The organism is Cupriavidus sp. HY129 (genome assembly GCF_059492215.1).
In genome coordinates this window covers 1,975,124-1,989,230 of the sequence record NZ_CP083254.1, presented here as the reverse complement: position 1 = coordinate 1,989,230, position 14,107 = coordinate 1,975,124, and the positions used below count along the sequence as shown (strand labels likewise).

Here is a 14,107-nt window from a genome sequence, read left to right as displayed (position 1 = left end):
CATTGAACCCGTTCGATATCCGCATTGGCCAAGGCTATGACGTGCACGCCCTGGTGCCGGGCCGCAAGCTGATCCTCGGTGGCGTGGACATTCCGCACGACCGCGGACTGCTTGGTCATTCCGATGCCGACGCGCTGCTGCACGCCGTGACAGATGCGTTGTTCGGTGCCGCGGCACTGGGCGATATTGGTCGCCACTTTCCCGATACCGATCCGAACTTCGCTGGCGCCGACAGCCGGGTACTACTGCGTGAGGCGGCCCGCCGCGTGCGCGAAGCGGGTTACGAGATCGGCAATGTCGACGCCACGGTCATCGCGCAGAAGCCCAAGCTGGCACCGCATATCGGCGGCATGGTGGCCAATCTCGCGGAAGATCTTGGCCTGCCCGTCACGCGCTGCAACGTGAAGGCGAAGACCAACGAAAAACTGGGCTTCGAAGGAAAGGAGGAGGGGATTGTGGCGCAGGCGGCGGTACTGATCTACCGCCGCAACGGCGACGCCCAGGACTGAGCTTTGTCGCCTGAAGTCTGAAACGCGCTGTTGGCCGTCAGGCCTTCGGCGCTGTAGTTGCCGCCGCCTCTGCGGTGATCGGATAGACGTAGTCGATCAGCCGCGCCATGGCACCGTGACGCGCGCCGGCTTCCGTGCGTTTCTCGAATCCCATCTGCTGGCACAGGCGGTTGGCGGAAGCCATTTCCGGCATGGTGCGGCAGACCAGCGTCTTCGACCCGATGTCGCGCGCACGCTGGATGCAGATCTGCATCAGTCGGTGCCCCAGTCCAAGTCCCCGTGCCTGCGGGCTGACCGATAGCAGCCGCGCCTCGGGCTGCGTGAGCGTGACCATGCTGCCGTCGAGGGCCGGCACGGTTGCGTCGGGGTGGCAGAACAGCACCGCGCCGCTGATGCCGTGGTCGGTCTCCGCGACCCACCACTCCATGTCCGGGTTGTCCTTGGCGGCCAGCACGGACTGCATGCCGCGCTGGAACGACGCGCGACAGTCCTCCATGATTTCGAGCTCATATTGCCCGTAGGCATGTTGCGTGACGGCGGCGATGTCGCCCCAGTCGTAGGTCGCGGCCAGGCGAAACCGGAAGCGAGGTGAATTTTGCGAAGGCAGGGTGCTCATGGCGGTAACGATGACGTGGCCTTGGGTGGATTGTAGGCCGTCCGGTGCACAAATGCATCGGTACAACGATGTCTGATGTGTGACATTTCCACGATGCGTGCGTACTCACGTTCGCCGCGCAGCAAAGGAAAAGCCGGCGGCACCTGTGAGGGTGCGCGCCGGCTTGTATCCGTCACGCAGGTAATTCACCCGCGTACCTTTCGGATTACTCGGCAGCGATCACATTCGCGGCAGCGCCGATCACCGCAGCGATGCGGCCCACATCGCGCAGTTGCTGAGCAGTCATGCCTTGCTCGGTCTTCAGCAGCTGGTAGTGCGATTTGATGCAGAAATGGCACTTGCCGATGACCGATGCGGCCAGCGCGTACATCTCGAAGCGCCGCTTGTCCACGCCACCATGGGTGGCGTAGGCGTTCATGCGCAGGCCGGCAGGCTGGCTGGCCAGATCGGGGTCCTCGGCCATCTCGACGTAGGGATACCAGAGGTTGTTCATCCCCATCAGCGCGGCGGCCGTCAGCGCGCCGTTGACTTCTTCCGGCGACAGCACGTTCGCATTGCGGATGGCATCGACCAGGACCTTGCTCTTGGCGGCAAAAGCGGCCGCAAGCGCCACGCCAACCGCGTCGTTGCCTTCCAGCGACGAGCGTGCAATCGTGCCGTCCACGTTTAGACGGATGTCCTTTGCATAGTCAGGGATCAAATTCTTGATCGTGCTGAGGAATTCCATTTATTTCTCCTATCGTCGAGGGCTCAAAAAACCCGCGCGGGGCGGGTTTCGACGTGAAAGGGCGCTGGCCCTTCCACGCTTGATGCGCCAGTTTGCTCGAGGCGACTGGCAGGCAGGCCGATTACAGCGTGGCGCCGCCAACTGCACGGTTGCACGGGCAGAGTTCGTCCGTTTGCAGGCCGTCCAGGATACGCAGGACTTCTTCCGGGTTACGGCCGACGTTCAGGTTGTTCACCGAAACGTGCTGGATCGTGTTGTCCGGGTCGACGATGAACGTGGCGCGCAGTGCAACACCGGCGGCCTGGTCGCGCACGCCCAGTTGATCCACCAGCGAACCGGTCACGTCGGCGAATTGCCACTGGTTCAGCTTGTTCAGGTCCTTGTGTTCGCGACGCCATGCCAGCTTCACGAACTCGTTGTCGGTCGAGCCACCCAGCACGATCGCGTCACGATCGGCGAAGTCGCCGTTCAGCTTGGCGAAGGCCACGATTTCGGTCGGGCACACGAACGTAAAGTCCTTCGGGTAGAAGTAGATGACCTTCCACTTGCCTTCGAACGACTTTTCGGTGATGTCTTCAAACGCCGACTGGCCGTTCTCTTCGTGGTTGTTGAAACCGGGCTTGACGCCAACGACGTGGAAGGCTTCGAGCTTGTCACCAACGGTCTTCATACACTTCTCCTGATACGGTTGAACAGAATGAGGCGCGCATTCGCATGGCGAGTTCCCTGATGCAATGGAAATGTCACTTGTGCGAGTGCAACAAAAGGGGATTATGCGTCGTCGGAGGCGCTGCGGCCAATTGATATTCTCAAACAGCCCGATAGGCAGCGCCTAGGGGGAGAGACGAAGCACGGGGGAGTATGCCATGCACGGACGCGCAAGGCGGGGACACCGTAGAAATTCAGGGGGATCTAAAACGGGTCACGCCGCCTTCACGCTTGCCTGCTATGCGATACGGCAGGAATGTGAAGGCGGCGTGTGGCGTCAGGTGACGCGCGATGCGTGCCGTGTGATGTTATGCGGCGCTCAGCGCGGACTGCTCGCGACGTGTGCGGAAGATGATGATCGTGGCGACCAGACCGCATGCAGCGGCGAACATCAGCCACAGGCCCGGCGCGGCCTTGTTGCCCGTGGCGTGGATCAGGTAGGTCGAGATCGCCGGCGTGAAACCACCGAACAGTGCCGTGGCCAGGCTGTATGCCAGCGAGAAGCCGGCGGTGCGCACGGCGGGCGGCATGACTTCGGTCAGCGTGACGACCATTGCGCCGTTATAGCTGCCGTACAGGAATGAGAGCCACAGTTCCACCATCAGCAGGCGTTCGAACGACGGGGCAGCCACCAGCCACGATACGGCGGGGTAGGCGGTCACCAGCGTGGCGATCGTGAAGAACACCAGCAGCGGCTTGCGGCCAATGCGGTCGGACACGGCGCCCATCAGCGGCAGCCAGATGAAGTTCGACAGGCCGACACACATCGTGACGATCAGGTTGTCCACGTCGTCGAGCTTGAGCACGGTCTTGCCGAAGGTCGGCGTGTAGGCGGTGATCATGTAGAACGACACCGTGGTCATCACCACCATCATGCAGCCGGCGATGATGATGCCCCAGTTGTCGAGCATCGAACGATAGATCTCGTTCACGCTCGGGCGATGCTTGCGCGTGCGGAACTCCTCGGTTTCCTCGAGCGAGCGGCGGATGATGAACAGGAACGGCACGATCAGGCAGCCGATCAGGAACGGCACACGCCAGCCCCAGCTATCCATCTGCGCCGGCGCCAGCGTGGCGTGCAGGATCACGCCGAGCAGGCCCGCGAAGATCACGGCTACCTGCTGGCTGGCCGATTGCCATGCCACGTAAAAGCCTTTCTTGCCGGGCTTGGCGATCTCGGACAGATACACCGAAACTCCGCCCAGTTCCACGCCTGCGGAGAAGCCCTGCAGCAGTCGTCCGAACAGGACCAGCAGCGGCGCGGCCACGCCGATCGCCGCGTACCCTGGCACTACCGCAATGAGCAGCGTGCCGGCCGCCATCAGGATCAGTGTGAGGATCAGGCCCTTGCGACGGCCGTGGTGATCGATATAGGCGCCCAGGATGATGGCGCCCAACGGTCGCATCAGGAAGCCCGCGCCGAACGTGGCCAGCGAGAGCATCAGCGATGCGAATTCATTATCGGAAGGAAAGAACGTACGGGCGATGGCTGCGGCGTAAAAGCCATAGACCATGAAGTCGTACATTTCCAGGAAGTTGCCGCTGACAACGCGGAACACGGTGCGGAATCCGTGTTGTGACTGGGTGGTGCTGGACATGGCTGTCTCTCGATCACCGCCGGTTGGCCGGCGGTATGTTTTCGGTGTGGGCAGCCAGGGCGTTTGGGGTTGCGGCAGGCGGTGCCATGGCTAGGGATGCAACGGTATGCATCGGACCTGTCGATGGGCGGAAGTTTGCGCCGAATCGCTGTCAATCGCCTGTCAACAAGCTTACAAAACCCTATCGTTTGCTGTCGAAAACCTGTCAATGCGCCGCATCGAATACATTCGCGGCGATTTTCGCGAGATGGCGCTCAGGCGCGCCGGAAGATTGCGCTGACCACCAGCCCGGACTTGGGCGCCGGACGGTTGGCAAGGACCAGCCTGCCGCCGTTGCGCTGCAGGATGCGGTTGACGATGGACATGCCCAGGCCGGCCCCCTTGGCCTCGCTGCGGGCCGCGTCGAGCCGGTAGAACGGGCGCGTCAGCAGCGACAGTTCTTCGTCCGGCACACCCATGCCGTTGTCCGCCACGACCAGCACCGCATCCTTGTCCTCGACGCGCGTGGAGATCTCCACTTCGGCCATGCCGGTCTCTTCGTCCTTGGCGTAGCGCCGCGCGTTCTCCACGAGGTTGTCGAGAATGCGCTGGATCTCCATGCGGTTGGCCATGGCCATCACCGGGCCGTTCGATCGCACGTGGATGCGCACGTCGTCATGTGCGGCATAGACGCCGACTGACTCCTGCACGAGCGTCGATAGATCGACCGGTTCCACGACTTCCTGCCCCGGCCGGGCATAGTTCAGGAACTGGCCGATGATCGCGTCCATCTGTTCGATGTCGGCGATCATCGCGTCGCGGGTGATGTTGTCCACGGGGGACATTTCGGTTTCCAGCCGCAGGCGGGTGAGCGGCGTGCGCAGATCGTGCGAGATGCCTGCCAGCATCACCACGCGGTCGTCGTCGAGCTGACGCAGGTCGTGCACCATCTGGTTGAAGCTGCGGTTGGCCTGCGCCACTTCGCTAGCGCCCTGTTCGCGCAGCGGCGGTGGATCGCCACCGGACCCGATCTGGCGCGCAGCGTTGGCCAGTCGCTTGAGCGGATAGTTGACGCGTGCGGTGATGAATGCCGCGCCGATGATCGACAGCATCAGTGCCGCGATACTCCACCAGAGCCACTGGATGCCTGGCACGCGCTCGAATCGTTCGGGGCTGATGGCGACCCAGTAGTCGTCGCCTTCGATTTCGAAGCTGACCCACACGCCGGGGATGTCGTTGACCGTGGTCGCGATGACAGTGTCTTCGCCCAGGCGGCCGCGAATCTCCTGTTGGACGAGCTGCGTCAGGAACGGGTTGGCCGTGGGCGCCGCGAAGTCATCGTCCTTCTCGCGCGGATAGACCTTGATGCCCTCGTTCTGGACGAGGTCGAGCAAAAGGAACCGGCGACGAGCCGGGTCCGAGTAGAGCAGGGCCGCGCGGGTGAGCTTGACCACGCTGACTACCTGCATGGCGATCTGCTGGGCACGCGGCGCGCGTTCGAAGAGCCGATAGCTCTGGAACCAGATACCCAGCGAGATCGCCAGCAACAGGGCGATCAGCATGAAGGTTCGCCAGAAAAGCGAACCAAAGAACCGCGTTGCGGTACGGCCGAGAGCGGTCGCCACGTTGAAGCTGTGAGGTGCGACCGGAATTACTTCACGCCATCGGGGATAAAGACATAACCCAGGCCCCAGACCGTCTGGATGAAGCGCGGGTTACCCGGATCTGGCTCGATCAGCTTGCGCAGGCGAGAGATCTGCACGTCCAGGCTGCGGTCGAAGACTTCGTATTCGCGGCCGCGTGCCATTTCCATGAGTTTCTCGCGCGACAGCGGCTGGCGCGGGTGGCGCGCGAAAACCTTGAGCACCGAGAACTCGCCCGTGGTGAGCGTGATTTCCTCGTCGTTCTTGGTCAGCGTGCGCGTGGCCAGGTTGAGCACGAAATCGCCAAAGGCGAACGTTTCCGGGGTTTCCGACGGGGCGCCAGGCACTTCGGCCGGACCCTTGCGGCGCAGCACCGCGTGAATCCGCGCGATCAGTTCACGCGGGTTGAAAGGCTTGGGCAGATAGTCGTCCGCGCCCATTTCCAGGCCGACGATACGGTCCACGTCCTCGCCCTTGGCGGTGAGCATGATGATCGGGGTCTGGTCGTTGGCGCCTCGCAGGCGGCGGCAGATGGAAAGGCCGTCCTCGCCCGGCATCATCAGGTCCAGCACCAGCAGGTCGAAACGTTCGCGCAGCCAGAGCTTATTCATGGCCGTGGCGTTTTCCGCCACGAGGACCGTGAAGCCCTGCTCGCCGAGATAGCGGCGTAGAAGATCGCGCAGGCGCGGGTCGTCGTCCACGACGAGAATCTTGTGGCTGGTATTTTCCATGGCGGTATCTTAGCGACTATCGCTTTCGCTCAAAATGGCTTAACAAAACGTTACATACTTTACCCTGTGGTATGGCGGCGTGCACCTTTTGTGCATTTACACTCCGCAAACCGTATTCCTGATGCCGATTTTCGGTCCAATTCCAGGAGCGGCCACCACGGGCATCCAACGCCCCTTGCTGACGGCAGGGGCCACGCAGCCTCCCCCCAGTTGATGCTGGATGGCAGGCAGTCGGGGTGCCGTCGAAACCGCCATTATCCAATGAAAGTGAAGCGAATCCGGCCTGGGCATACCCTGCGGTGCGCGACGTACGCGCGAGCAGCATGTCTGGCTGGCCTGACCCTGCTGATTACGGCTGCATCCGACGTGGCGCTGGCCCAGTCGGCGGGTATGGCACATCTGCTTCACACATCGAAAGGCCAGTCCTCATCCAGCGCCCAGGTCGGCAACGGCCAGGCCTCGGAGCGGGGTCGCTCGTCCGCTCGGCGGCCCGACAAGGCCGAGTCCGAACGGGATATGGCCGACCGCGCCACGCGGCAGGGTCAGCGCGGTGGCAATCCCCGCCTGTCGCCTGACGAGCGCAAGACGTTACGCAAGAATCTCTACGATCTCAGCCGCGAGATGTACCAAGGCGGCTGAGAAACCGCTTCTGGGCGATCCTGGCGTCGTTGCGCGGCCTTGCCGCACCACGCCCCCGAAGCCCAGTCCGCTCAGTCCACTCAGTCTTTCACCCGGAAATGCCGCAGGAAGTCCACGAAGACTTCAGCAGCCTGTTGCGCATCTTCCTCTGTGATCGTCTCGAGCGGGTTGTGGCTGATACCGCCATTGCCGCATCGGACGAACAGCATCGCCACATCGATGATGCGGTGCATCATCATCGCATCGTGGCCCGCGCCTGAAGGCAGTTCGAACACTTCATGGCCACGCTTTTTCAGCACTGCACCGAATTGATCCATCAGCCAGCGCGCGCAGGGCGCATTGTTGACCGGCGTCACCCGCTCCACGCTGGCCTGCAGGCCGCGCTTTGCGGCAATCCGCTCGATCCCGGCGACGATATCGGCGATGGCGGCCTCGCGAATGCCGTCTTCACCGGCGCGGATGTCCATCGAGAACACGCACGCGGCCGGAATCACGTTGCTTGACCCGTTCGGCACCTGAAGCTGGCCCACCGTGCCCACCAGCGTCGGCACCTGGGCGCAGCGCGACTCCACAAGCAGGATCATCTCTGCGGCACCCGTCGCGGCATCGCGGCGCATATCCATCGGCGTGGTGCCAGCGTGGCTGGCCAGGCCCTCCACACGTACCTGGAAGCGGCTGCTTCCGGCAATCTGGGTCACGATGCCGAGCGGCAATCCGCGATTGAGCAGCACCGGGCCCTGTTCGATATGGACTTCGACAAAGCCAGCCAGTGTCGACGGATCGACCGCCGCAGCGCGCAAGGCGTCGATGTCGCCGGCGCCGGGCAGGCCGGAGTCGGCCAGGGCCTCGCGCATCGTCGCGCCATCCACGTCAGCGCGGTCGAGCAGCGCAGGGTCGAAGCGTCCCGCCAGCACGCTACTGGCCAGAAAGCTGGTCTTGAAACGCAGGCCTTCTTCCTCGGCAAATCCAACCACTTCGAAGTGATAGGGCAGGCGAATGCCGGCATCGCGCAGCGCGCCAACGACGGCAATTGGCAGCAGGATGCCGAGCCTGCCGTCATAGCGGCCGCCATTGCGCACCGTGTCGAAGTGCGAGCCCGTCATCAGCACCTTCGGATTGGCCGCGGCCGGATCGGCGGCGTAACGGCCAATCACGTTGCCGATCGCGTCGATCCGTACCGTCATGCCGGCATCCTCCATCCACCGTGCCAACTGCGCTTGTGCCTGGCGGTGGGCGGGCGTCAGATAGGCGCAGGTCAGGCCATCCTCCATATCCGAGAAGCGGGCAAGGGCTTCAGCGCGTTCGAGGATCGACTGGCCGAGGGAAGGTGTGGCGGTGGTCATGGCGTCAACGACAGTAGGGCAGAAAGGCAGAAAAGCAGAAAAGCGGAACGAAGCCGGGGGTTAGCCATTCTTCAGCCAGGTTTTCCAGGCAATCCAGAGCTTGCGCATCGGCGTCAGATCAATGCGCTGGTTCAGGACCTGGAAGTCGCTGGCTTCGATTTCGTCCAGAAGGGCGTGCTGAATGGCCGCGAAGGCCAGTTGGGCACGCTGGGATCGACGATCGGCGCGCGGCAATGCGGCCAGTGCCTCGCCATACAGCGTGCGGGCTTTTGTGGCCTGTTCCCGCATCAGCGCGACAAAGCGGTCCGAATGGCGCGACTGCAGGATGTCCGCGGCGGGCACTTCGAAGCGTTGCAGCGTATCGACAGGAATATAGATACGGCCATGGCGCGCGTCGCCACCGACATCCTTCACGATGCGCACCCGCTGCAAGGACAGCCCGAGCTGTTCCGCCGCATCGAGCGTGCGCGGGTCGGTGTGGCCAAGCACGCGGGCCGTCAGCTTGCCGAACGTGCCGCCCGAGGCCTGGCAGTATCGAACCAGTCCGATCTCGTCCAGATAGCGCGATTGCGCCAGATCCATCTCGGTGGCGGCGAGCATCTCGGCCATTTCGGCCTGCGGCAGCGCATCCAGATGCGGCTGAAGCGCCTGGCTGACCGGGTGGGCTGCTCCCCCGTCGTACAGGCGGCGCAATTCCGCGCGCCACCAGTCCAGGCGCTGGTGGGCTACGCCGGCGTCATGGTTCTCGTTGACGATGGCATCGAGTTCCTGGCGCCAGGCTTGCAGCGCGGTCAGGGCGTTGCGGCGGTCGGAGGGGAGGAGGAGGCTACTGTAATAGAAGCTGGAGCCGCTCTGGGCGGCCTTGTCCTGGCAATACTGATCGGGCGTCACGCCAATCTCTTTGAATGTGGGGCGGCGGGGGCGGCGCCAAAGGCGCGGATTGTAGCACCGGGCGAAGCCGCCGGCGCCTTCAGGCGCCCGCTGACGCTCGCTTGCGGACCTTTCGTCGCACGATACGCCTGTTCGTCATCCGCCGTTTGACGCACTCGAGGGTGATCAGTATATTACTGACCGGCCAGTTATTAATTTCTTCCCTTGGCCTCAGACATCCGCGGAGATGCCTGAAAGTTATCCCAAAGACGCATTCCAGAGAGTCGCTCGCCGTCAGGCGAGGGCCACCGGCTGCACCCGTTCCACCGACCTCATATCGCTTGTCCATGCCAGTGCCTTACGCCGGGCCGGAAGTTGCGGCCGTAGACGCTGAAGTTCGTTCTCTTGCGCCGCTGCCGGAACACCGGCGCGGACGCCGTGCCGCCCGGCCCATCGCCGCGGGGCTGGCCGTGCTTGCGTTTTCGACTGCCTTGATGCTGGCTGGCTGCGGCAAGCAGGCGGAGTCGATTGAGTACGTGCGGCCGGTTCGGTTGCTGCAACTGAACCCGGCAGCCGGCAAGACGGCCTTTGAATTCTCGGGCGAGGTGCGCCCGCGCGTGGAGTCGCGCCTGGGATTCCGCGTGGGCGGAAAGATCGCCGCCCGTCTGGTGGACGTGGGTGCCACCGTGCGCAAGGGGCAGCCGCTGGCCAGGCTTGATCCGACCGATCTGGGGCTGGCGGAAGCCGGCGCGCGTGCCCAGTACGACGCGGCCAAGACCGACCGAGATCTCGCGGCGTCCGATCTCAAGCGCTACAACGAACTCGCGGCCAAGGGATTTATCAGTGCCGCCGAGCAGCACCGCCGTCAGGCCACCTACGATTCCGCCGCTTCGAAGCTGGAGCAGGCCCAGGCCAATCTGCGCAACCAGTCGAACCAGACCGGCTATGCGGTGTTGACCGCCGACGCCGATGGCGTGGTGACCGCGATCGACACCGAAGTGGGGCAGGTCGTCACGCCGGGCCAATCGGTGATCCGTGTGGCGCAGACGGCCGAGAAGGAAGTGGCGATCGGCCTGCCGGAGGATCAGGTCGACATGCTGCGTGGCATTACGGAGGTCACGATTCGCACCTGGTCGGAACCGGATCGCGTGCTGCCGGGACGGGTTCGCGAGATTTCCGCCGCTGCCGATACGGTGACGCGGACGTACCCGACGCGCGTCAGCGTGCCGAATCCGCCGGCTGACCTACGCATCGGCATGACCGCCGTGGTGACCTTTGTCCGGTCCGGCGACAGCGCCGCGATTCGCATCCCGCTGACGGCCCTGCTGCAGAACCAGGGCAGCAATCAGGTCTGGGTCTATCAACCGGATTCCGGCGGCAAGGGCACGGGTGGCACGGTCAACCCGGTGCCGGTGATGCTCGGCAACGCCGACGGCAACCTGATCGAAGTGCGAAGCGGTCTGAAGCCGGGTCAGGTCATCGTCACGGCGGGTGTGCACCTGCTCAGGCCGGGGCAGAAGGTCAGGCCGATGCAGAGCATCGCTCCGGCACAGCCGGCCTCGAATCCTGGCGCGCCGCTGGCCGCGCTGGATAGCCGCCTGGGCTGAGGGCGGCGCATGGACCATTCCCGTTTCAACCTGTCGCGCTGGGCGCTTGAGCACCAGCCTCTGACCCGCTACCTGCTCGTTGTGCTGCTGCTGGGCGGCCTGTTGGCCTTCTTCCAGCTAGGGCAGGACGAAGATCCGCCGTTCACGTTCCGCGTGATGGTCGTGCAGGCGCTCTGGCCTGGCGCTACCGCCGAGCAGATCGCCGTGCAGGTGACCGACAAGATCGAACGACAGCTTCAGGAAGTGCCATACGCGGACAAGATCCGCAGTTTCTCGAAGCCGGGCGAGACCACGGTGATCTTCCAACTGGCCGACAACGCGCCGGCCAAGGACACCGCGCAGATCTGGTACACGGTGCGCAAGAAGATTGGCGACATCCAGCCGACGCTGCCGCAGGGCGTGCGTGGGCCGTTCTTCAATGATGAGTTCGGCGATGTGTACGGCTCGATCTATGCGCTCTCGGCCGACGGCTTCACTTACAAGGAACTGCGCGAGTACGCGGATCTCGTGCGGCAGGAGATGCTGCGCATCCCCGCCGTGGCCAAGGTGTCCCTGCTGGGGCTGCAGGACGAGAAGCTCTATGTCGAGTTCAATCAGGCCCGCTTCGCGCAGCTTGGGCTGGACATCAACGCGATCGCCAACCAGATTGCCGAGCAGAACAATCCCACGGGTAGTGGTGTCCTCGTGACGCCGACCGACAACCTGCAGGTCCGCATCACCGGGCAGCTTGGCGGGGTGGCAGACCTGAAGAACCTGGTCCTGCGGGGGCCGAACGGCATCGCCAATATTCGGCTGGGCGACATCGCGCACGTCTATCGCGGGTATGTCGATCCCCCGGTGAGCCGGATGCGTTTCAACGGCAAGGATGTGATCGGCCTGGGTATTTCGATGGAGAAGGGCGGGGACATCATCGCGCTGGGCAAGGAACTGCGCCGCGTGGTCGATGGCCTGCGCAACCAGTTGCCGGTCGGCATCGAGATGGATCAGGTCCAGGATCAGCCGCAGGCCGTGAAGCACTCGGTGGGCGAGTTCGTGCGGGTGCTGATCGAGGCCGTTGTGATCGTGCTGGGTGTGAGCTTCGTCTCGCTCGGGCTCCATACGCGGCCGTTACGGCTCGACGTACGTCCCGGACTCGTGGTGGCGCTGACGATTCCGCTGGTGCTGGCCGTGACGTTCCTGTTCATGAACATATTCGGCATCGGGCTCCACAAGATATCGCTTGGCGCCCTGATCATCGCGCTGGGCCTGCTGGTGGACGACGCGATCATCGCGGTCGAAATGATGGTGCGCAAGCTGGAGGAAGGCTTCTCCAAGATGGAGGCCGCCACGTTTGCCTACACCTCCACGGCAATGCCGATGCTGACCGGCACGCTGATTACGGCGGCAGGCTTCCTGCCCGTGGGGCTGGCGCGCTCGACCGTTGGCGAATACACGTTCGCGATCTTTGCTGTGACGGCGCTGGCGTTGGTGCTGTCCTGGCTGGCGGCGGTCTACTTCACACCGTACCTGGGCTATTTGCTGCTCAAGACGCGCCCGAGCGACGGCGGCCATCACGAGGTGTTCGATACGCCGTTCTACGCCCGCTTCCGCGCGCTGGTGAACTGGTGCGTCACGTGGCGCAAGACCGTGATCGTGGTCACGCTGGCGGCGTTCGCGCTGGGGCTGTTCGCGTTCAAGTTCGTCGAGAAGCAGTTCTTTCCCGATTCGAGCCGCCCCGAGTTGATGGTTGAACTCTGGATGCCGGAAGGCACGAGCTTTGTGCAGACCGAGGCCGAAGCCAAGCGCTTCGAAGTGGCGATGCGGCGCGACAAGGCCGTGGGCAGCCTGACCACGTTCATTGGTACCGGCGCGCCGCGCTTCTACCTGCCGCTGGACCAGATCCTGCCGCAGTCGAACGTGGCGCAGCTGATCGTGATGCCTGCGAACGCGGAGCAACGCGACGTGCTGCGCAAGCGCATCGAGCAGGTGCTGGCCGCGGAGTTCCCACAACTCCGGGGCCGCGTGAAGCTGCTGCCAAACGGGCCGCCCGTTGCCTACCCGGTGCAGTTCCGGGTGATTGGTCCGGATGCCGCCGGGGTGCGCAAGGCGGCGGATCAGGTGCGGGCCATCATGGCAGCCAATCCGAACACGGTCGGCGTCAATGACAACTGGAACGAGAACGTGAAGATGCTGCGTCTCGAGCTTGACCAGGACAAGGCACGCGCGCTCGGTGTGACCACCAATGCGATTGCCCGCGCCACGCAGGCGGTGCTGACCGGCGTGCCGGTCGGCCAGTATCGCGACGCGGACAAGCTGATCGATATCGTCATGCGCACGCCGAAAAGCGAGCGCGACACGATGTCGGACCTGAACAACATCCTGGTGCCGACCAGCACGGGCCGCGCTGTGCCGCTGACGCAGGTGGCGCGCGTGACGCTGAAATCAGAGCCCGGCGTGCTCTGGCGCGAGAATCGCGACTTCGGCGTTACCGTGCAGTCCGACATCGTCGATGGCATCCAGGGCCCGACCGTGACCGCGCAGATCGATCCGAAGCTCGACGCGATCCGCGCCAGCCTGCCGCCCGGCTACCGCATCACGATCGCGGGTGCGCAGGAGGAAAGCGGCAAGGCTGGCGCATCGATCGCCGCGCAACTGCCGCTGTGCATCTTCCTGATCTTCACGCTGCTGATGCTGCAGTTGCACAGCTTCTCGCGGTCGGTGATGGTGTTCCTGACCGGCCCGCTGGGTCTGATTGGCGCGGCGGCGACGCTGTTGCTCCTGCACGCGCCGATGGGGTTTGTCGCCCAGTTGGGCATTACCGCGCTGCTGGGTATGATCATCCGCAATTCGGTGATTCTGGTTGATCAGATCGAGCAGGACATCAAGGCGGGCATTCCGCCGTGGCAGGCCATCGTCGAGTCAGCGGTGCGTCGGGCCCGCCCGATCATGCTGACCGCCGCAGCGGCGGTGCTGGCGATGATTCCCCTGTCGCGCTCGACCTTCTGGGGGCCGATGGCTGCCGCGATCATGGGTGGCCTGATCGTCGCCACGGTGCTGACGCTGTTGTTCCTGCCCGCGCTGTACGCGGCGTGGTTTCGCGTCCGGCCGCCGGAAGGCGGGCAAGGGGTGATGACGAACTGAGGGTTTGGGGGCTGGCA

General features: G+C 64.0%; 12 protein-coding genes. 4 read left to right on the top strand and 8 right to left on the bottom strand.

All coding sequences use genetic code 11. The features are described 5' to 3' along the window. Window positions 1-2: 2 nt before the first annotated feature. A complete protein-coding gene (ispF, locus tag K6G35_RS09000; RefSeq protein ID WP_008651554.1) occupies window positions 3-509 on the top strand; it encodes a 2-C-methyl-D-erythritol 2,4-cyclodiphosphate synthase in 507 nt (168 codons plus the stop codon). Between the two features lie 37 nt (window positions 510-546). Here the strand turns inward: ispF and K6G35_RS08995 are convergent, their stop codons facing one another. The 6 genes from K6G35_RS08995 to ompR all read right to left on the bottom strand — a co-directional run bounded on the left by K6G35_RS08995 (window position 547) and on the right by ompR (window position 6,511). Further along, window positions 547-1,125, bottom strand: coding sequence for a GNAT family N-acetyltransferase (locus tag K6G35_RS08995; protein WP_008651555.1), 579 nt, complete (start codon window positions 1,123-1,125; stop codon window positions 547-549). A gap of 205 nt (window positions 1,126-1,330) precedes the next feature. Beyond that, window positions 1,331-1,852 (bottom strand): carboxymuconolactone decarboxylase family protein, encoded by a 522-nt coding sequence (locus K6G35_RS08990; protein ID WP_011516678.1) that lies wholly within the window; start codon window positions 1,850-1,852, stop codon window positions 1,331-1,333. 121 nt (window positions 1,853-1,973) lie between these two features. Further along, window positions 1,974-2,522 carry a peroxiredoxin gene (locus K6G35_RS08985; protein WP_008651557.1) on the bottom strand — a complete coding sequence of 183 codons (549 nt, stop codon included), beginning with the start codon at window positions 2,520-2,522 and terminating at the stop codon, window positions 1,974-1,976. Between the two features lie 346 nt (window positions 2,523-2,868). Then, window positions 2,869-4,158 (bottom strand): MFS transporter, encoded by a 1,290-nt coding sequence (locus tag K6G35_RS08980; protein ID WP_011516677.1) that lies wholly within the window; start codon window positions 4,156-4,158, stop codon window positions 2,869-2,871. A gap of 254 nt (window positions 4,159-4,412) precedes the next feature. After that, the gene (locus K6G35_RS08975; protein ID WP_035882586.1) at window positions 4,413-5,762 is read right to left on the bottom strand and encodes an ATP-binding protein; all 1,350 of its coding nucleotides are present in this window, start codon (window positions 5,760-5,762) and stop codon (window positions 4,413-4,415) included. A 26-nt stretch (window positions 5,763-5,788) separates the two neighbouring features. Next, entirely contained in the window at window positions 5,789-6,511 is a 723-nt protein-coding gene (ompR, locus tag K6G35_RS08970; RefSeq protein WP_006576352.1) for an osmolarity response regulator transcription factor OmpR, read from the bottom strand. 261 nt (window positions 6,512-6,772) lie between these two features. Between ompR and K6G35_RS08965 the strand changes: the two genes are divergently transcribed. After that, window positions 6,773-7,150, top strand: a complete 378-nt coding sequence (locus K6G35_RS08965) for a hypothetical protein (RefSeq protein ID WP_008651560.1) — start codon at window positions 6,773-6,775, stop codon at window positions 7,148-7,150. Between the two features lie 80 nt (window positions 7,151-7,230). Here the strand turns inward: K6G35_RS08965 and K6G35_RS08960 are convergent, their stop codons facing one another. Together K6G35_RS08960 and hpnD are read right to left on the bottom strand one after the other, a co-directional pair. After that, on the bottom strand, window positions 7,231-8,493 hold the full coding sequence (locus tag K6G35_RS08960) for a Zn-dependent hydrolase (RefSeq protein WP_008651561.1): 1,263 nt from the start codon (window positions 8,491-8,493) through the stop codon (window positions 7,231-7,233). 60 nt (window positions 8,494-8,553) lie between these two features. Then, on the bottom strand, window positions 8,554-9,384 hold the full coding sequence (gene hpnD, locus K6G35_RS08955; protein WP_035882646.1) for a presqualene diphosphate synthase HpnD: 831 nt from the start codon (window positions 9,382-9,384) through the stop codon (window positions 8,554-8,556). Window positions 9,385-9,710: 326 nt separating this feature from the next. Between hpnD and K6G35_RS08950 the strand changes: the two genes are divergently transcribed. Beyond that, complete coding sequence (locus K6G35_RS08950) at window positions 9,711-10,970, top strand: efflux RND transporter periplasmic adaptor subunit (RefSeq protein WP_495675591.1); 1,260 nt, start codon at window positions 9,711-9,713, stop codon at window positions 10,968-10,970. A 9-nt stretch (window positions 10,971-10,979) separates the two neighbouring features. After that, on the top strand, window positions 10,980-14,090 hold the full coding sequence (locus K6G35_RS08945) for an efflux RND transporter permease subunit (RefSeq protein WP_495675590.1): 3,111 nt from the start codon (window positions 10,980-10,982) through the stop codon (window positions 14,088-14,090). Window positions 14,091-14,107: the final 17 nt, after the last annotated feature.